General features: G+C 71.2%; 17 protein-coding genes. 11 read left to right on the top strand and 6 right to left on the bottom strand.

The window, feature by feature from the left end; translation table 11 throughout:
- Together AC1DXV_RS05005 and AC1DXV_RS05010 are read left to right on the top strand one after the other, a co-directional pair.
- The coding region (locus AC1DXV_RS05005; RefSeq protein WP_477932693.1) for a winged helix-turn-helix domain-containing protein at positions 1-420 on the top strand (420 nt) is incomplete at its 5' end.
- Between the two features lie 3 nt (positions 421-423).
- Positions 424-3,033 (top strand): ATP-binding protein, encoded by a 2,610-nt coding sequence (locus tag AC1DXV_RS05010; protein WP_477932695.1) that lies wholly within the window; start codon positions 424-426, stop codon positions 3,031-3,033.
- Between the two features lie 60 nt (positions 3,034-3,093).
- Here the strand turns inward: AC1DXV_RS05010 and AC1DXV_RS05015 are convergent, their stop codons facing one another.
- Positions 3,094-3,474, bottom strand: coding sequence for a serine hydrolase domain-containing protein (locus AC1DXV_RS05015; protein ID WP_477872340.1), 381 nt, complete (start codon positions 3,472-3,474; stop codon positions 3,094-3,096).
- Between the two features lie 279 nt (positions 3,475-3,753).
- Between AC1DXV_RS05015 and AC1DXV_RS05020 the strand changes: the two genes are divergently transcribed.
- The gene (locus tag AC1DXV_RS05020; protein ID WP_477872342.1) at positions 3,754-4,326 is read left to right on the top strand and encodes a YceI family protein; all 573 of its coding nucleotides are present in this window, start codon (positions 3,754-3,756) and stop codon (positions 4,324-4,326) included.
- Positions 4,327-4,331: 5 nt separating this feature from the next.
- Here AC1DXV_RS05020 and AC1DXV_RS05025 read toward each other — a convergent pair whose 3' ends face one another.
- Entirely contained in the window at positions 4,332-4,838 is a 507-nt protein-coding gene (locus tag AC1DXV_RS05025; protein ID WP_477872344.1) for a DUF4142 domain-containing protein, read from the bottom strand.
- 101 nt (positions 4,839-4,939) lie between these two features.
- Between AC1DXV_RS05025 and AC1DXV_RS05030 the strand changes: the two genes are divergently transcribed.
- The 5 genes from AC1DXV_RS05030 to AC1DXV_RS05050 are packed head-to-tail and all read left to right on the top strand — an operon-like array spanning position 4,940 to position 10,526.
- Positions 4,940-5,881 carry an MBL fold metallo-hydrolase gene (locus tag AC1DXV_RS05030; RefSeq protein WP_477932697.1) on the top strand — a complete coding sequence of 314 codons (942 nt, stop codon included), beginning with the start codon at positions 4,940-4,942 and terminating at the stop codon, positions 5,879-5,881.
- Between the two features lie 48 nt (positions 5,882-5,929).
- Complete coding sequence (locus AC1DXV_RS05035; RefSeq protein ID WP_477932699.1) at positions 5,930-7,630, top strand: Hsp70 family protein; 1,701 nt, start codon at positions 5,930-5,932, stop codon at positions 7,628-7,630.
- 14 nt (positions 7,631-7,644) lie between these two features.
- Entirely contained in the window at positions 7,645-9,222 is a 1,578-nt protein-coding gene (locus tag AC1DXV_RS05040) for a hypothetical protein (RefSeq protein ID WP_477932701.1), read from the top strand.
- 24 nt (positions 9,223-9,246) lie between these two features.
- Positions 9,247-10,032, top strand: a complete 786-nt coding sequence (locus AC1DXV_RS05045; RefSeq protein ID WP_477932703.1) for an SDR family NAD(P)-dependent oxidoreductase — start codon at positions 9,247-9,249, stop codon at positions 10,030-10,032.
- A complete protein-coding gene (locus AC1DXV_RS05050) occupies positions 10,029-10,526 on the top strand; it encodes a GFA family protein (protein ID WP_477932705.1) in 498 nt (165 codons plus the stop codon). Before AC1DXV_RS05045 ends, AC1DXV_RS05050 begins: the two co-directional genes overlap by 4 nt.
- Positions 10,527-10,547: 21 nt before the next feature.
- Here the strand turns inward: AC1DXV_RS05050 and AC1DXV_RS05055 are convergent, their stop codons facing one another.
- Positions 10,548-10,991, bottom strand: a complete 444-nt coding sequence (locus AC1DXV_RS05055) for a MarR family winged helix-turn-helix transcriptional regulator (RefSeq protein ID WP_477932707.1) — start codon at positions 10,989-10,991, stop codon at positions 10,548-10,550.
- 94 nt (positions 10,992-11,085) lie between these two features.
- Here AC1DXV_RS05055 and AC1DXV_RS05060 point away from each other — a divergent pair, with 94 nt between their 5' ends.
- The 3 genes from AC1DXV_RS05060 to AC1DXV_RS05070 are packed head-to-tail and all read left to right on the top strand — an operon-like array spanning position 11,086 to position 13,359.
- Entirely contained in the window at positions 11,086-11,628 is a 543-nt protein-coding gene (locus AC1DXV_RS05060) for a PaaI family thioesterase (protein ID WP_477932709.1), read from the top strand.
- Between the two features lie 23 nt (positions 11,629-11,651).
- A complete protein-coding gene (gloA, locus tag AC1DXV_RS05065) occupies positions 11,652-12,041 on the top strand; it encodes a lactoylglutathione lyase (protein ID WP_477870456.1) in 390 nt (129 codons plus the stop codon).
- 22 nt (positions 12,042-12,063) lie between these two features.
- Complete coding sequence (locus tag AC1DXV_RS05070) at positions 12,064-13,359, top strand: MFS transporter (protein ID WP_477870454.1); 1,296 nt, start codon at positions 12,064-12,066, stop codon at positions 13,357-13,359.
- 17 nt (positions 13,360-13,376) lie between these two features.
- Here the strand turns inward: AC1DXV_RS05070 and eda are convergent, their stop codons facing one another.
- From eda to AC1DXV_RS05085, 3 genes are all read right to left on the bottom strand, one after another.
- Positions 13,377-14,000, bottom strand: a complete 624-nt coding sequence (gene eda / locus AC1DXV_RS05075; RefSeq protein ID WP_477870452.1) for a bifunctional 4-hydroxy-2-oxoglutarate aldolase/2-dehydro-3-deoxy-phosphogluconate aldolase — start codon at positions 13,998-14,000, stop codon at positions 13,377-13,379.
- Positions 14,001-14,029: 29 nt separating this feature from the next.
- Entirely contained in the window at positions 14,030-15,847 is a 1,818-nt protein-coding gene (edd, locus tag AC1DXV_RS05080) for a phosphogluconate dehydratase (protein ID WP_477932713.1), read from the bottom strand.
- A 91-nt stretch (positions 15,848-15,938) separates the two neighbouring features.
- A complete protein-coding gene (locus AC1DXV_RS05085; protein ID WP_477932715.1) occupies positions 15,939-17,972 on the bottom strand; it encodes an AsmA family protein in 2,034 nt (677 codons plus the stop codon).
- Positions 17,973-17,975 lie beyond the last annotated feature (3 nt).

Consider the following 17,975-nt stretch of genomic DNA (forward strand, 5'->3'; position numbering starts at 1 on the left):
AAGCCGATCTCCGGGCGCGAACTGCTGGCCCGCGTGCGCGCCAGCCTGCGCCGCTCGACCGAACTGTCGCAGCCGGCCGCCCGCCCCGACGACCCGGTGCACGAGCGCTACCGCTTCGGCGACTGGGTGCTCGACCGCACCGCCCGCACGCTGGCGCGCAGCAGCGGCGAGCCTTGCGAGGTGACGCGCGGCGAGTTCGCGCTGCTCGCCGCGATGGTCACGCAGGCCGGCCGCGTGTGGGCGCGCGACGAGCTGCTGTCGCAGTTCCGTGGCACCGAGACCGAGGCCTACGACCGCAGCGTCGACGTGCTGGTGCTGCGCCTGCGCCGCAAGATCGAGCCGAACCCGCGCCAGCCGGCCTACATCCGCACCGAGCGCGGCCAGGGCTACGTGTTCGGCGTGCCGGTGACGCGCGGCTGACCCGTGAACGACGCCGTCGCGAGGGCCGTGCCGCCGGCACCCGGCGAGATCCCCGCCCGCTTCGCGATCCGCACCCGCCTGCTCGCCACCTTCCTCGCGCTGCTGCTGCTCACCATCGTGCTGGCCGTCACCGGCATCGCCGGCATGCGCCACAACCAGCGCGCGCTCGACGACTTCGAGGCCGGCGTGATGCCCGAGATCGCGCGCGTGCTGGAGCTGGCCGAGAAGGTGTCGCAGCTCGCCGCCGTCGCGCCCAGCATCGCCGACAGCGACCTGCAATCGCCCAGCCGCAACGACAGCCAGCTGGTGCGCGTGCTGCTCGGCGAGATCCGCCGCCTGTCGGGCGACCTGCCGACGCAGGCCGATTCGCGGCTGGAGGCCACCGCGATGCTCGACGGCATCGACCGCGACCTGACCAGCCTGCTCGCGCTGTCGAGCGAACGCCGCCGCCAGCAGGCCCAGCTGCGCAGCCAGCGCGACACGCTCGACGCGCTGGGCGACCAGCTGTTCCGCAATCGCGTGCGCGTGCAGCGCGATGGCCCGAGCCTGCAGTCGATCTGGAGCACGCTGGTCGCCGCCGAGCTGGCCGACGAGTACACGACCCTCGGCCGCAGCGAGGCCGATGTCGAGGCGCTGTGGGTGTTCGCGCAGCAGGCCGGCGAGGACCGCCGGCTGCCGGCGCTCGCCGCCGCGCTGCAGGCGCTGTGCTTCGGCGACGACGGCGCGTTCCAGCTGCGCCGCCGGCAGCTGCGCACCGAGCGCCAGCTCAGCACCGTGGTGCAGCTGATGCGCAGCCATTCGACGCAGCTCGGCGCGCGCGCCAGCGCCTACGTGGCCGAGCTGCGCAAGGTGTCGACCGAGCGGCGCGACACGGTGCGCCGCACGGTGGCCTCGGGCGCGTCGGCGCTGGTGCTGGTGAGCGCGCTGTCGGTGCTGACGGCGCTGGCCGGCGCGCTGTACGTGCAACGCGTGCTGCGCGACCTGCAGGCGATGACGCGCACGATGACGCGGCTGGCCGGCGGCGACGTGGCGCAGCCGAGCGCGGCGATCTCGCGCCCGGACGAGATCGGCGAGCTGGCGCGCGCCTTCCAGGTGTTCCGCGACCACCTGCTCGAGAAACAGCGGCTCACGCAGGGCCTGCATGCGCAGGGCCGGCTGCTGGAGAGCGTGTTCCACGGCATGAACGACGGCCTGTCGGTGTACGACGCGGGCGGCGCACTGGTGGTGTGGAACCAGAAGTTCGAGAGCCTGCTGCCGTTCGCGCCCGGCGTGCTGCGCCGCGGCGTGCCGATCGGCGAACTGAACGCGGCGCTGCCGGCCGGTGCCACCTGGCGCGCGGTCGCGGCCGAGACTGCGGCGCGCCTCGGCCGGCACCGCATCGCGGCATCGGCCGAGCTGCACCTGCCGGGCAGTCGCGTGCTGGAGATGCTGAGCCACCCGATGCCCGACGGCGGCTGGGTCGCCGTCTGCCGCGACCTGAGCGCCCGCCGCGCGATGGAGGCGCAGCTGCGGCAGGCCCAGCGCATGGAGGTGCTGGGGCAGCTGACCGGCGGCATCGCGCACGACTTCAACAACTTCCTGAGCGCGATCCTCGGCAACCTGGAGCTGCTGCGCCATCGGCTGCTTGGTGACGAACGGGTCGCCGCGCTGGCCACGCGCGCACACAAGGCGGCCGAGTCGGCGGCCGGCCTGTCGCGGCGGCTGCTGGTGTTCGCGCGGCGCCAGCCGCTGGAGGTGGAGTCGGTGCGCGTGGACGACATGCTGGCCGAGATGCAGGACCTGGTCGAGTATTCGGTCGGGCCGGCGATCGAGGTGCGGATCGACGCAAGCAGCGCCGACACCGCGCTGTCGGTGCTGGCCGACCGCGGCCAGCTGGAGAACGCGCTGCTGAACCTCGCGCTGAACAGCGCCGCCGCGATGCCGGGCGGCGGCACGCTGACGCTGTCGGTCGCGCACGTCGCGCACAGTGCCTGCGTGGCCCCGGCCGGCGAGGCGGTCGTGGTCCGCGTGCACGACACCGGCCACGGCATGCCGGCCGAGGTGCAGGCACGCGTGGCCGAACCGTTCTTCACGACCAAGGCACCGGGCCAGGGCAGCGGGCTGGGCCTCGCGATCGTCGACGGCTTCATGCGCCAGTGCGGTGGCAGCCTGGTGCTGCACAGCGCCGAGGGCCGCGGCACGACGGCGGAGCTGTGGCTGCCGGCTTCGCGTGCTGGCGTGCCGGCCCCGCTGCCGCGCGCGGCGGTGCATGCGCGCGGTGCGGCGGCCCGCGTGCTGCTGGTGGAAGACGACGACAGCGTGCGAGCCACTGCTGCCGCGCTGCTCGACGACCTGGGCGCCACCGTCACCGCGGTGGCATCGGAGCACGACGCGCTCGCCTGCATGGTGGCGCACGGCCCGTTCGACCTGCTGCTGTCGGACGTGATGCTCGGCCCGGGCGGCGACGGCATCGCGCTGTGGCACCGCATTGCGCACGACTGGCCGCAGCAGCGCATCGTGCTGAGCTCCGGCCTGCCGCCGGAGGTGCATGCGCAGCGTGCCGACTGGCCGGCCGCGGCCGCCTTCCTGCCGAAGCCGTTCACGCGCAAGAGCCTGGAGGCGCTGATCGCATGAACCTGCACCGCCTCGACCTCGTCTCGCTGCAGCTGTCCAGCCTGGTCGCGCGCAGCGCGACTAGCGTGGCGCCGGCCCGCACACGTGGCGGTCCAGCAGCGCGGTGATGAAATCGAAACTCTGCGGGTGCATGCCGCGCTGGTCGTAGTGGGTGCGTGTCACCACGGCGACCGCGTCGAGCGTGGGCAGCACCAGCACGTGGTTGCCGCCGTTGCCCGACATCATCCAGGCGCTCACGCGACCGCAGCGCAGGTCGTAGTCACGCCGCCAGAAAAGCTCGCCGTACGCCATCCCGAAGGGCGTCGACCGCCGCACGCTCAGCAGTGCGGCCACCTGGTCGGACGCCAGCAGTGCGCCGTCCGGCCCGGCGCCTTGCCGAAGCAGCAGCTGCGCCAGCGCGGCCCAGTCGCGCGTGCGCAGCCGCAGACCGCCGCCGGTCATCGTCTCGCCGCTGGGCGAGTGCGACCATTGCCATGCGGTGATGCCCAGCGGCGCGAAAAGCCGCCGTTGCGCGCGCCAAGAACGAAGCAGAAGCGGTGAGGCAGGTTCATGCCGCGCATGTCCGCAGGCCTCGCCGAGCGGCGTCCAGAACGTCTTGAACCCGGCCCGCTATCCGGGCTGCGGCCTCATGTCGATCGGAGCCCGGCTGATTCGTCGTGAAGATGAATGCATCGAGAATCCGGTGCCGTTCACCTCAACCCACCTCCAGGAGAATTCCCCATGCGCCTTGCCCTTGTCGCCGCCGCCGGCCTGCTGATCGCCGCCACCGCCCACGCCGCCCCGGTCACCTACAAGATCGACCCCGACCACACCTTCCCGAGCTTCGAAGCCGACCACATGGGCATCTCGGTGTGGCGCGGCAAGTTCAACAAGAGCAGCGGCACGGTGCACTACGACAAGGCCACCGGCACCGGCGACCTGGAGATCACCGTGCTGCCCGGCAGTGCCGATTTCGGCCAGGACGCGCTGAACAAGGTGGCCCAGGGCAAGGAGCTGTTCGACGTCAAGAAATTCCCCAAGGCCACCTACAAGGGCCGATTCGACAAGGTGGTCGACGGCGTGCCGACCGAAGTGGCCGGCGAGCTGACGCTGCACGGCGTGACCAAGCCGGTCACGCTGAAGCTGAACTGGCTCAAGTGCGTCCCGCACCCGATGCTCAAGCGCGACATGTGCGGCGCCGACGCGATCACGACGATCCAGCGCGACCAGTTCGGCATCGACGCCGGCAAGGACTGGCACTTCAACATGGACGTGACGCTGCGCATCCAGGTCGAAGCGGTCGCCGCTCAATAGTCCGGTCAGGGCTTCGCGGGCTGCAGTGCTCGCGCCATCTCCAGGTGGTGCTGAAGCCCCGGCAAGGTCTTCTGCGCGAAGGCCTTCACGTCGGCGTCCTTGGCTTCCTTCGCGGCCTGCTCGAACAGCTTGACAGCATCCTCGTGCGCCTTCACGCCGAAGGCCTTCACGTAGCGCTCGTCGAACTTCGCATCGGCGCCGGCGTCGATCAGCTTCAGCTCGCCCTTCTGCGTGATCGACGGGCCGGTCGGCAGGTCGACCTTCTTGCTCGCGGCGAGCGCCTTCAGTTCGTCGGCCACCTTCGTGTGGTCGTCGATCATCGTCTGCGCGAAGGTCTTCACGTCGGTGCGCTGCGCCTTGGTCTGCGCCAGCTTGCTGGCCTCGATCTCGGCGCTGCCGGCCTGTGCGGCTTCCTTCATGAACGACTCGTCGGAGCGGGCATGGGCAGCGGTGGCGACCAGGCCGCAGGCGGCAGCGGCGATCAGCAGGGTGGTCCGTACAGGCAGTCTCATCGTGGATTCCTCATCAAGGTCAAGTGAGGCACCCAGTCTGGAAGCCGCCTCTCGCCCTGGCTGTCGGTCACGTCCGAGTTCGCCGTAGGAGAATGTCGATCATGGTCGACACCCCTGCCTTCGGCATCCACGTCATCGACACCGGCTTCCACCGCCCGGCCTTCGATGCCTGCTACCTGGTGGTCGAGAACGGCCGCGGCGCGTTCATCGACACCGGCACCACGCACTCGCTGCCGCGGCTGCTGGCAGCGGTCGACGCGGCCGGGCTGCAGCGCAGCGATGTCGACTGGGTGATCGTCACCCACGTGCACCTCGACCATGCCGGCGGCGCCGGCGCGCTGATGCAGGCGCTGCCCGGCGCGAAGCTGCTGGCCCACCCGCGCGGCGCGCGCCACATGATCGAGCCGCTCGCGCTGCTGAACGGCGCCCGCGCGGTGTACGGCGCGCAGGAGGTGACGCGGGCCTACGGCGAGGTGGTGCCGGTGCCGGCCGCGCGCGTCGTCGAAAGCCATGACGGCATGGTCGTCGCCCTCGCCGGCCGGCCGCTGGTGCTGATCGACACGCCGGGGCATGCCCGCCACCACCACTGCATCTGGGACGAGCGCAGCCGCGGCTTCTTCACCGGTGACACCTTCGGCCTGAGCTACCGCGAGTTCGACACCGCGCAAGGCCCGTGGCTGCTGCCGACCACGACGCCGGTGCAGTTCGAGCCCGAGGCGCTGAAGCAGTCGGTGCAGCGCATGCTCGGCTTCCACCCCGAGCGGCTGTACCTCACGCACTATGGCTGTGTCGAGGGGGTGCCGCGGCTCGGCGAGATGATGCTGGCGCAGGTCGACGAGATCGTCGCGCTCGGCGAGCGGCTGCGCCCGCTGCCGGCGCCAGAACGCCACGCCGCGCTGATGGCCGGCCTCGCGGCGCTCTACACGGCGCGGCTGCAGCGCCTGGGCAGCAGCGTGCCGCGCGACGACGCGCTGGCGCTGCTCGCGATGGACCTGGAGCTGAACGCGCAGGGCATCGGCATCTGGCTCGACCGCGCGCGCTGATATCCTCGGCGCCTCTCGGATTCGCGCGGCCGAGCCGCGCCGCGCACCATGATCGTCGGCATCGACCTCGGCACGACCAACAGCCTGATCGGCATCTTCCAGGGCGGGCGGCCGCAGCTGGTACGCAACGTGCACGGCGACTTCTCCACGCCCTCGGCGGTCAGCCTCGATGACGAAGGCCGCACGCTGGTCGGCCTGGCCGCCCGCGAGCGCGCCAGCACCCACCCCGACCGCACCGCGCAGGGCTTCAAGCGCTGGATGGGCAGCGACCGCAAGCTGCGCCTGGGCACGCGCGACTTCCGCCCCGAGGAGCTGTCGGCGCTGGTGCTGCAATCGCTGAAGGCCGATGCCGAGGCGCTGCTCGGCGAGCCGGTGACCGAGGCGGTGATCACCGTGCCGGCGTACTTCAACGAGGCGCAGCGCCGCGCCACCCGCACCGCCGGCGAACTGGCCGGGCTGACGGTGGAGCGGCTGCTCAACGAGCCGACCGCCGCCGGGCTGGCCTACGGCCTGCAGGAGCGCATCGACCACAGCAGCTTCCTGATCTTCGACCTGGGCGGCGGCACCTTCGATGTCTCGGTGCTCGAGTACTTCGACGGCGTCGTCGAGGTGCGGGCGAGCGCCGGCGACACGCGGCTCGGCGGCGAGGATTTCGTGCAGGCGCTGGGCCGGTTGTTCGTCGAGCGCTGCGACGGCCTGAAGCCCGCCGAGCGCGAGGCGCTGATGCAGGGCGGCGCCTGGTGGCGTGCCGCCGAGCAGGCCAAGCGCAACCTGAGCGATGCCGACAGCGCCGTGATGTCGCTGGTGCACCAGGGCCGGCGCCTCGAGTGCGCGATCACGCGGGCCGATTTCGAATCCGCGAGCGCCGAGCTGCTGCAGCGCCTGCGCCGCCCGATCGAGCGCGCGCTGTACGACGCGAAGATCGATGCCGCCGCGCTCGACGAGGTGGTGCTGGTCGGCGGCGCGACGCGCATGCCGATGATCCGCCAGCTGACGACGCGGCTGTTCCAGCGCCTGCCGTTGCGCACCATCGATCCCGACCTCGCGATCGCGCAGGGCGCCGCGGTGCAGGCCGGGCTGAAGGCGCGCGACGCCGCGCTCGCCGAGGTGGTGCTGACCGACGTGATGCCGTACTCGCTGGGCATCGTCGCGTCGCAGCAGGTCGGCGACACGATGGTGGCCGACCGCTTCTCGCCGATCATCGAGCGCAACACGCCGGTGCCGGTGTCGCGCGTCGGCGTCTACTCGACGGTGGTCGACCACCAGAAGAGCATCCGCGTCGACATCCGCCAGGGCGAATCGCCGGTCGGCTCCGAGAACCTGGCGCTGGGCGTGCTCGATGTCGACGTGCCGCCYCGCCCGGCCGGCGCGGCGACGCTGGAGGTGCGCTTCACCTACGACGCGAACGGCCTGCTCGACGTCGACGCCCGCGAGACCGCCAGCGGCCGCATCACCAACACGCTGATCCACAACACCTCGACGCAGATGGACGCCGCGGCGGTCGCGGCGGCACTCGAACGGCTGAAGCTGCTGAAGCGCCACCCGCGCGACGAGGACGAGAACCGCTACCTGCTGGAGCGCGCGAAGCGCCTGTACGAAGACCGGCTGGGCGAGGAGCGCAACGCGCTGCAGGCCTGGATGGCGCAGTTCGAAGCGGCACTCGACACGCAGGACGCGCGCACGGTGCGCAACGCGCGCCAGCAGTTCCGGCAGGCGCTGGACAGCATCGACGGCGGCTTCCGCTTCTGACCGGCGGGGCCACGATGCACGATTGGCAGGTGCTGGGGCTGGCGGAGCCCACCGACGACCTCGCGCTGATCAAGCGCAGCTATGCCGCGAAGCTGAAGGTGACGCGGCCCGACGACGACGCGCTCGCCTACCAGGCGCTGCGCGAGGCCTATGACCGGATGGTCGCGTGGGCACGGCATCGGCAGGCGCTGCGGGCCGAAGCGCTGGTGACCGCGACCGCCCCCGACCCGGCACCCGTTGTGTCCGTGATACCCGTTGAACCGTCGACCGAGCCGGCCGTCATTTCGGTACCGGCCGAGATGCCGACCGCGCAATCCCTGTCCCCCGAAGCCCTGTGCGAGCTCGTCACCCGCACCGTGCCGCAAGGCCCGGCCGCGCTCGAGGCGCTGGTGCCGGTGTTGCGCCGGCAGCTGAACGACCTGCCGCTGGGCCAGGAGGCCGAGGCCTCGGCACGCTTCGCCGACCTGGTGCTGCGCACCCCGCTGCTGCCGTCCGCGCTGCTGCTGATGCTGCAGGCCCACTTCGACTGGCTGGACGATTTCCGCACCGTGCGCCTGATCGGTGCGTGGCGGGCACAGGCGCTGCACGACGCGCTGGCCGGGCTGAAGCGGCCGCTGACCGATGAGCAGCTGTTGCGCAAGCATGCGGACCTGGTCGCGATGCAGGCCTTGCTGGAGCGCGGCCGCTCGATGCGCTCGCTGCTGCTGGCCACGCTGATGGGCCTGTCGCTGCCACGGCAGATCGCGGCGGCGGGACCGACCCTGATGACGCGCATCGGCTTCGATGCCGGGCTGCTGGCAGACCTCGTCCGCACGCTGAAGATCGGCGAGTGGATGCGCACGCTGGCCGTGGCGCTCGCCATCTTCACGCTGGGCGCGATCATCACGCTCGATCCGGGCGAGGCGGCGACCGGCACCTGGCGCGCGCTGGGGGTCACCGTCGGCGCCGTCATCCCGCTGCTGCTGGCGTTCGGGCTGCTCTACGGCATGCGGCGCCGCGGCAACGTGCTGCCGGCCGCGTGGATAGCGCACTGGCGGCGCAGGGCACCCTGGTACGGCGTGGCGATGATTCTCGGCGCCGCGCTGGTCTGGCAGTACGGGCCGGACGGCTACGCGCCGGCGGTGCCGCTGGCGGCCATCATCCTGCTGCTGGCGGGCCTGATGCTGAGCGCACCGCAGGAGCCGGGAGACCTGCTGCTGGCCGCCACGCTGGGCGGCTACCTCATCTTCTCGCTGCAACTGCAGGGTTTCCCGGCTGGCGCCCTCGCGATCGCCTGGGTGCTGGCCGGTGTGCATGTCCATCTGCAGCGCCGATGGACTCCGGGCGAGCGCCTGTACGCCGACACCCGGGGACGGGTCGCCATGCTGCTGCTGGCCACGGTGCTGCTGCCGACCTTCTTCGCGTGGATGGGCGGCCGCTGGGGCACGCGGCTGATGCTGGCGGCGCTGCTGCTGGCATTGACGCCGGCGCTGGTCCTGCACCCGGTGGAGCCGGTCTTCGCACTGCCGGCGGCCCTGGCCGCGGTGCTCGGCATGAGCGCGGCCCAGCGGCAATCGCAGCGCTTCGCGCGCTGGCTGGCGGCCCGGTCATAAACTCGCTCCCTTTGGGGAGCCTCCATGAAACCGGTCCAGTTCAACCTGCACGGGCAGGTCATCGTGATCACCGGCGCCTCGCAAGGCATCGGCGCCGCCTGCGCGCAGCGGCTCTCGCGCGACGGCGCGGCGGTGGCGCTGTGGGATGTCGACGACACGCGCGGCGCGGCGCTCGCGGCCAGCCTGGCGGCCGAGGGCCAGCGCGCTCACTACCTGCATTGCGACGTGTCGAAGAAGACCGAGGTCGATGCCGCAGTCGCCGGCACGCTGGCCGCCTTCGGCCGCATCGACGGGCTGGTCAACAACGCCGGCATCTTCAAGGCCGCCGATTTCCTCGAGATCACCGAAGCCGACTGGGATGCGGTGATCGACATCAACCTGAAGGGCTCGTTCCTGGTCGGCCAGGCGGTGGCGCGCGAGATGGTGAAGACCGGCGGCGGCGCGATCGTCAACATGAGCTCGGTCAACAGCGTGATGGCGATCCCGAGCATCGCGAGCTACAACGCGAGCAAGGGCGGCATCAACCAGCTGACGCGCGTGATGGCGCTCTCGCTGGCCGACCGCGGCATCCGCGTGAATGCGGTGGCGCCGGGCACGATCGCGACCGAGCTCGCGAAGAACGCGGTACTGGGCAGCGAGGAAGCACGCGCCCGCATCATGAGCCGCACGCCGATGAAGCGGCTCGGCGAGCCGGGCGAGATCGCCGACGTCGCCGCCTTCCTGCTGAGCAGCGCGGCGAGCTACATGACCGGCGAGATCGTCTACGTGGACGGCGGGCGGCTCACGCTGAACTACACGGTGGCGACATGAGCGCGGCGGCAGGCACGGCCAACGCGGCGCTCGAAGGCGGCTGCCTGTGCGGCCGCATCCGCTACCGCGCATCGCCCGAGCAGCGCGAGGGCTACTACTGCCACTGCCGCATGTGCCAGCTGGCCTTCGGCAACACGCGCGTGCCGTTCCTGAACCTGCGGCGCGACCAGGTCGAGTGGCTGACCGAGCCGCCGAAGACCTACGCGTCGTCGAAGTTCGCGCTGCGCGGCTTCTGCGGGAACTGCGGCACGCCGCTGAGCTTCGCGTACGAGGGCTCGCAGCACATGGACCTCTCGGTCGGCAGCCTGGACGACCCGTCGGCGATCACGCCGGTGTCTCATTTCGCGATCGAATCGAAGGTGGCGAACTGGGAGGTCGACGACGGGCTGCCGGGGACGCGGCTGGATGAGCACCTGAAGCTGACCGAGCGCTGGAAGGCGGCCTACGGCGATGACGTGCAGCCGGGCGCGGAGGTCGCACGCCAGGCGCGCTGAGCCCGCGCGAGCCCGGACCCGTCAGGACGCCGAGCCAGCCTCGGTCTCGTTCATCACCGCGAGGCATTCCTCGATCAGCGCGTGCAGCCGGATCACGCGCTCGTCGCCGAGCCGCTCGTTGAACGCCACCTGCGCCCGCTTCCACTCGCGTCGCGCCTCATCGCGCTTGACGCGGCCGGCCGCGGTGGCCTCGACGACGCGGCTGCGCCCGTCTTCGCCCGGCCCCACCGTGACCCAGCCCTGTGCCACCAGCGGCTGCAGGTTGCGCGTCAGCGTGGACGCATCCATCTCCATGTGAGACGCCAGCACGCCGGGCTTCACCGGCCCGAGCGACACCACCTGGGACAGCAGCGAGTACTGCGTCGTCTTCAGGTCGGCATCGGCGACGATGCGGTCGAAGTGCTGGCTGACGCGGCGTGACAGCTGGCGCACCTTCAGGCTGGTGCAGCCGTGGGGGCTGATCACTTTCGAATCGTTCTTCGTCGGAGCGCTTGGCATGATCAAACAATTGTAGCTACAATCGTTGCAATTGCAACTTTAAGCCCGCCGGGCGACCGCTATGGACACACCCGTCGTCGATGCCGCCGCCGTGCAGGCCCAGTGGGAAGCCGAGGCCGCCGCCCACCGCGCCCGCCTGCTGCCGCCGGGCGTGGCCCGCCCCGAACAGGTCGCGGGCCTGAGCGGACTGCAGTTCTTCCAGGCCATCTTCGACGGCGAGCTGCCCCCGCCGCCGATCGGCGAGACGATGGACTTCCTGCCGATCGAGATGGCACCTGGCCGCGCGGTGTTCCAGGGCACGCCGCTGCTGCGCCACTACAACCCGCTCGGCACGGTGCACGGCGGCTGGATCGCGACGCTGCTCGACTCATGCGTCGGCTGCGCGGTGCACACCACGCTCGCCGCCGGCAAGGCCTACACCACGGCCGAACTCAAGATCAACTACGTGCGCGCCGTCACTCACCGCGTGCCCGTGTTGCGCGCCATCGGCAGCGTGATCCACGTCGGCGGCCGCATGGCCACCGCCGAAGGGCGCCTGCTCGGCCCCGACGGCAAGTTGTACGCCCACGCCTCCACCACCTGCTTCATCTTCGACGCTTCCTGAACGGACCCAACGGAACATCCACCATGCGACTCCTCCACACCATGCTGCGCGTCGGCGACCTGCAGCGCTCGATCGACTTCTACACCCACATCATGGGCATGACGCTGTTGCGCCAGTCCGAGAACCCGTCGCAGCACTACTCGCTCGCCTTCCTCGGCTACGGCCCGAACCCGGAGCATGCCGAGCTGGAACTCACCTACAACCACGGCGTCAGCTCGTACGAGCTCGGCACCGCCTACGGCCACATCGCGATCGCGGTGCCCGACGCGGCCGCGGCCTGCGAGCGCATTCGCGCCGGCGGCGGCAACGTCACGCGCGAGGCCGGCCCGGTCAAGGGCGGCAACACCGTGATCGCCTTCATCACCGATCCGGACGGCTACAAGGTCGAACTGATCGAGCGCCGCTTCGACTGAGCCCGCGCCGAGGAAACCCGCCATGCTGTCCGAACGCATTTCCGTCTCGCTCGGCCGCCGCGGCATCCACTACGCGTGGGTGATCGCCGCGGTCACCTTCTTCGCGATGCTGACCACCTCGGCCGCGCTCGGCCTGCCGGGCGCGATGCTGCAGCCGCTGTCGAAGGAGTTCGGCTGGACCACCGACCAGCTGTCGTCCGTCTTCGCGGTGCGCTTCGCGCTGTTCGGCCTGCTCGGGCCGTTCGCCGCGATCTTCATCGCGCGCTTCGGGCTGCCGCGCATCATGGTGGCCGCCGCCAGCTTCATCGCGGTCGCGATGGTGCTGGCAACCGGCATCACGCAGCTGTGGCAGCTGTTCCTGCTGTGGGGGCTGGTGCTGGGCTGCGGCACCGGGCTCACCGCGCTGGTGCTGGGCGCGATGGTCGCGAGCCGCTGGTTCACCGCGCACCGCGGGCTGGTGGTCGGCCTGTTCGCCGCGAGCACCGCCACCGGGCAGCTGATCTTCCTGCCGCTCGCGGCCTGGATCATCGAGCACCACGGCTGGCGCTATGCGGTGATCCCGATCTTCATCGCCTGCGTGATCGTGGTGGCGCTCGTCACCTTCTTCATGCGCAACCACCCGAGCGAGCTGAAGCTGCTGTCGCTCGGCGAGCCCGCGGGCACGCCGCTGCCGCCGGTGCCGGCCGCGGCGCCGCTGAACTTCCTCGGCCCGTTCAAGGTGCTGCGCGAGGCGATGCACAACCGCACGTTCTGGATCCTCGCACTGAGCTTCTTCATCTGCGGGCTCAGCACCAACGGCCTGCTGCAGACGCACTTCATCTCGCTGTGCAGCGACAACGGCCTGTCGGCGGTGCCGGCGGCCTCGGTGCTGTCGATGATGGGCGCGTTCGACCTGGTGGGCACCACGCTGTCGGGCTACCTGTCCGACCGCTACGACAACCGCAAGCTGCTGTTCTGGTACTACGGGCTGCGCGGGCTGTCGCTGTTCTGGCTGCCGTATTCCACGTTCACGCTGTACGGCCTCGCGACCTTCGCGATGTTCTACGGCCTCGACTGGATCGCGACCGTGCCGCCCACCGTGAAGCTGGCCGCGCAGGAGTTCGGCAAGGAGCGCGCCGGGATGATCTTCGGCTGGGTGTTCGCCTCGCACCAGCTGGGCGCCGCGGTCGCGGCCTACGGCGCGGGGCTCACGCGCACGCTGCTGCTGACTTACAACCCGGCGCTGTTCGCGGCCGGCGCGGCCTGCCTGGTGGCGGCGGTGTCGGTGCTGCTGATCCGCCGGCAGGCGAGCGCAGCAGCTGCCTTGAAGACCGCGTAGAAGCTTCGTGCCCTTGATCAGGCGCGCAGCGCGCTGGCCTCCTTGGCCAGCGCGGTGATGCGCCCCCAGTCCTTCGCCTTCACCGCATCGGCCGGCGTCAGCCACGAGCCGCCGCACACCTTGACGTTCGGCAGCGCGAGGAACTGCGGCGCGGTTTCCAGCGTGATGCCACCGGTCGGGCAGAACACCACGTCGGTGAACGGCCCGGCCAGCGCCTTCAGCATCGGGATGCCGCCGGCCTGCATCGCCGGGAAGAACTTCAGGAAGAAATAGCCGTCGGCATTGGCCTGCATCACCTCGCTGCCGGTCGCGGTGCCGGGCAGAAGCGGCAGGCCCATCTCGCGGCAGGCGCGGCCGATCTCGTTGGTGTAGCCCGGGCTCACCGCGAACTTGCAGCCGGCGTCCAGCGCGGCCTTCGCATCGGCCACGCTGCGCACCGTGCCGGCGCCGAGGATCGCCTCGGGCACCTCTCTCGCGATCGCCTCCATGCACTGCAGCGCCACCGGCGTGCGCAGCGTCACTTCGAGCACCTTGACGCCGCCCTCGACCAGCGCGCGCGCCATCGGCACCGCGTCTTCCAGCTGGTTGATGACGATCACCGGGATCACCGGGCCATGGCCGGCCAGTTCGAGCGTGTTCATGCGGGGTTCTCTGTGGGAATGTGAAAGGTTCAAAGCCAGGTGACGGCGCCCTGCTCGGCGCTCAGCACGTTGCGGCGCATGCCGCCGAACAGCTCGCGGCCCAGGTCGTGGCCGTTGTTCTCCTGCTGCTGCGCGTCGATCTGCGCGACCTCGCGGGCCGCCCATTCTGCCTCCGGCACCAGCGCCTGCAGCGTGCCGGCCACCGCGTCGAGCCGGATGATGTCGCCGTTGCGCACCTTGCCGAGCGGCCCGTTCGCGAGCACCTCGGGGCTCACGTGGATCGCCGCCGGCACCTTGCCCGACGCACCGCTCATGCGCCCGTCGGTGACCAGCGCCACCTTGAAGCCCTTGCCCTGTGCCACCGCGAGCGGCGGCGTCAGCTTGTGCAGTTCGGGCATGCCGTTCGCACGCGGCCCCTGGAAGCGCACGACGGCGATGAAATCGCGCTCCAGCTCGCCGGCCTTGAAGGCGGCCAGCAGTTCTTCCTGCGCGTTGAAGACCAGCGCCGGCGCCTCGACGATGTGCCGGTCTTCCGGCACCGCCGAGATCTTGATCACCGCGCGGCCGAGGTTGCCGGTCAACAGCTTCAGGCCGCCCGACGGGCTGAACGGCGCGGCCGCGGTGCGCACCACGCTGTCGTCGTTGCTCTGCGCCGGCAGCGCCGACCAGGTCAGGCGCTCGCCATCGCCCTGCGGCTGCGTGCCATAGGCCGCGATGCCGCCTTCGGCCACCGCGGCCACGTCGGCATGCATGTAACCCGCATCGAGCAGCTCGCGGATCACGAAGCCCGGCCCGCCGGCCGACTGGAACTGGTTCACGTCGGCGCTGCCGTTCGGGTACACGCGCGCCAGCAGCGGCGTCGCATGCGAGAGGTCCGAGAAATCGGTCCAGTCGATCAGGATGCCGGCCGCGCGCGCCACCGCCACCCAGTGGATCAGGTGGTTGGTCGAGCCGCCGGTGGCCAGCAGCGCGACCATCGCGTTGACGATCACCCGCTCGTCGACCAACCGGCCGATCGGCGTGTAGCGGCCGCCGCCGTGCGTGATCGCGAGCGCGGCGCGCACCGCCTCGCGCGTCAGCGCCTCGCGCAGCTGCGCATGCGGGTGCACGAAGGCGGCGCCCGGCACGTGCAGGCCCATCGCCTCGAGCAGCATCTGGTTGCTGTTGGCGGTGCCATAGAAGGTGCAGGTGCCGGCGCCGTGGTACGCGGCCGATTCGGCCGCGAGCAGCTGGTCGCGGCCGACCAGGCCTTGCGCGTATTTCTCGCGCACCTTCGATTTCTCGGTGTTCGACAGCCCGGTGCCCATCGGCCCGGCCGGCACGAACACGCACGGCAGGTGGCCGAAGTGCAGCGCGCCGATCAGCAGGCCCGGCACGATCTTGTCGCACACGCCGAGCAGCAGCGCGGCATCGAACACATCGTGCGTCAGCGCCACCGCGGTGCCCATCGCGATGGTGTCGCGCGAGAACAGGCTCAGCTCCATGCCGGGCAGGCCCTGCGTCACGCCGTCGCACATCGCCGGCACGCCGCCGGCCACCTGCACCGTCGCGCCGTGGCGGTGCGCCTCATTGCGGATGATGTCGGGGAAGCGCTCGTAGGGCTGGTGCGCCGACAGCATGTCGTTGTACGAGGTGACGATGCCCAGGTGCGGCGAGCGCTGTGCCACCACCTTGAACTTGTCGTTGGCCGGCAGCGCGGCAAAGGCGTGCGCGACATTGGCGCAGCCCATGCGGTCGGAGCCGCGCTGGCGCATCGCCAGCTTGTCGATGCGCGCCAGGTAGGCGGTGCGCGTCGGCGTGCTGCGCTCGCGGATGCGGTGGGTGACTTCCTGCAGGGCTTGTTTCATGGGCGGCACCTCGCGGCCGGGGTCGTAACCAGGCTTTCGAGTATCGCGTAACCAAGTTACAGCGTCAATTCAAGATGAACTCGCGATCGGCTCAGCCGCCGCCCGGCGCCGCGTGTTGCCGGGCGCGTTCCAGCAAGGCGTTGCACCCCTCGCCCGACGGCTGCCGCTCGCCCACGTCGACCAGCGGGATCAGCGCCGCCAGCGGATTCAACAGCCCGAGCAGCACGCTGGTGCCCACCTTGCGCGCGAGCGGCGCCTTCTCGAGCGAGATCTTCGGGTCGCTGAAGCTGCCCTGCACGCGCAGCGGCGTGCGCAGCGCGAGCGGGCTGAAGTCCTTCGGCGTGACGACGGCGCGCAGGTCCATGTTCTCTTCGGCGAGCGACAAGGTGCCGTCGGCCCAGATCGTCGAGTCCCGGGTGTCGACCACCATCGCGCGCGGCCGCAGCACGCCCTGCTTCGCCTGCAGGTCGACGAGCGCGCAGTCGATCGTCAGCAGCTCGTCGCCCTTGACCATCACGCCCAGCGCCTGCGCCAGGTCCAGCCCGGCCCCTTCGACGGCCAGGTGCGACACCTTGCCCTCGACGATGCGCGTGACCACGGTGCCGTCGAGGCTGCCGAGGATCTCGGCGGTCGAGCGGCCCTGTCCCTTCAACTTGGCCTGGCCGATCAGCCGCCCGGTGACGTACGGCGGCTTGTCGGCGGGCCGGCCCTGGTTCAGCCAGCGCTCCAGCCGCACGCCGCTCCAGCGCAGGTCGCTGTCCCACAGCGCGAGCTTCGGCTTGCCGTCGAGCGACACCGCGCCCGCCAGGCTGCCATCGGCGGTGCGCGCCACCAGGTCGGTGATCGCGAGCTTGCCGTCGGCCAGCGTCAGGTGCGCGCGCAGCGGCTCCAGCGGCAGCGCGAAGATGCGGCCCAGCTCGGCGCGCTCGAAGGCCAGCACCACGTCCGCGTCCATCGCGCTCAGCGACGGCAGGTCGAACGCGCGGTTCGGCAGCACGCGATCGCCGGGGCGCTTCGGCGGCTTCTGCTCGGGCGCGACCGCCGGTGCCGGCGCGGGCCCGACGCCGATGCTGGGCAGCAGGTCGGCCAGCAACAGGCGCGGCCCGGCGACCCGGCCCGACAGCCGTGGCACCTTGGGTCGCAAGTCGTAGGTCAACGCCGCATTCAACCGGCTGTTGCCGACGGTCGCGTCGTCGACCAGCACGTTCCACACCTCGCCGCGCTTCGCGACACGGCCGTCGATCTCGAACGGCCCGGTGGTCGGCAGCGTGACGCCCAGCGGATCGCCGACCGCCGACAGCGACGGGCCGTTGACGCGCACGCGGCCGGTCATGCCCTCGAGCTTCAGCACGTCGGTCACCGTGCCCTGGAAACGGAATCCAGCCCGGCCGGTATCGATGCGCAATGCCACCGGCACCGGCGGCGCGTCGTCGTCGCTGACCAGCAGCGGCATCACGCCGATCGAGCGCAGGCGGCCTTCGACCGGGAAGCCGCCGTAGGTGCCCTTCGCACGCACGACGAGGCCGGTGAGCGAGCGAGGGGCCGAGGCCGCATCGGCCGGCAACGGGGCTGCGGTGTCCTGGTCGGCCAAGCGCACTTCGGCATGGATGTCGGCCTTCAACGGGGCGTCGACGACGGTCAGCTGGCCGTCAGCCACCGACAGCGAGCGCACGCGCGGCAGCCGCGTGCCTTTCTCCTGCTGAGCCTTCGGCTCGCCGAACTGCCATGACGCCATGCCGTCGGCGCGGCGCTCGGCGTGCACGACCAGGCGGTCGGCATGCAGGCGCTTGATGTCCAGCGCATCGCCACGGTGGGCGCGCCACAGCGCCGAGTACGAGACGCGCAGCTGCGCGTTCTCGGCATGCAGGAAGTACGGATCCTTGCTCCACGCGGCGCTGCCGATCTCCAGCATCGGGATGTCGATGCGCAAGCCGCCGAGCAGGCGGATGCGGCCGTGGTCGGGCGCGTCGGCGAGGCGGACATCGCGCTTCAGCGTGTCGGCCAGCAGCCGCTGCGCCGGGCCGACGAGGAACGGCCAGCCCAGGGCTTCGCAGGCGACGAACGCCACCAGCACGGCGGCAGCGAGGCCGAGCAGGCTCCACGACCACGCACGACGCCGCGACACGGG

This window comes from Rhizobacter sp. P3_C12, from assembly GCF_056402735.1.

Bases quoted from the DNA above. Each gene is read 5' to 3' on its own strand.
- AC1DXV_RS05025 (WP_477872344.1), bottom strand. From the start codon at position 4,838: ATGAGACTGCCTGTACGGACCACCCTGCTGATCGCCGCTGCCGCCTGC.
- AC1DXV_RS05050 (WP_477932705.1), top strand. From the start codon at position 10,029: ATGAGCGCGGCGGCAGGCACGGCCAACGCGGCGCTCGAAGGCGGCTGC.
- edd (WP_477932713.1), bottom strand. From the start codon at position 15,847: ATGAAACAAGCCCTGCAGGAAGTCACCCACCGCATCCGCGAGCGCAGC.
- AC1DXV_RS05070 (WP_477870454.1), top strand. From the start codon at position 12,064: ATGCTGTCCGAACGCATTTCCGTCTCGCTCGGCCGCCGCGGCATCCAC.
- AC1DXV_RS05045 (WP_477932703.1), top strand. From the start codon at position 9,247: ATGAAACCGGTCCAGTTCAACCTGCACGGGCAGGTCATCGTGATCACC.
- gloA (WP_477870456.1), top strand. From the start codon at position 11,652: ATGCGACTCCTCCACACCATGCTGCGCGTCGGCGACCTGCAGCGCTCG.
- AC1DXV_RS05030 (WP_477932697.1), top strand. From the start codon at position 4,940: ATGGTCGACACCCCTGCCTTCGGCATCCACGTCATCGACACCGGCTTC.
- AC1DXV_RS05015 (WP_477872340.1), bottom strand. From the start codon at position 3,474: ATGACCGGCGGCGGTCTGCGGCTGCGCACGCGCGACTGGGCCGCGCTG.
- AC1DXV_RS05060 (WP_477932709.1), top strand. From the start codon at position 11,086: ATGGACACACCCGTCGTCGATGCCGCCGCCGTGCAGGCCCAGTGGGAA.
- eda (WP_477870452.1), bottom strand. From the start codon at position 14,000: ATGAACACGCTCGAACTGGCCGGCCATGGCCCGGTGATCCCGGTGATC.
- AC1DXV_RS05020 (WP_477872342.1), top strand. From the start codon at position 3,754: ATGCGCCTTGCCCTTGTCGCCGCCGCCGGCCTGCTGATCGCCGCCACC.
- AC1DXV_RS05040 (WP_477932701.1), top strand. From the start codon at position 7,645: ATGCACGATTGGCAGGTGCTGGGGCTGGCGGAGCCCACCGACGACCTC.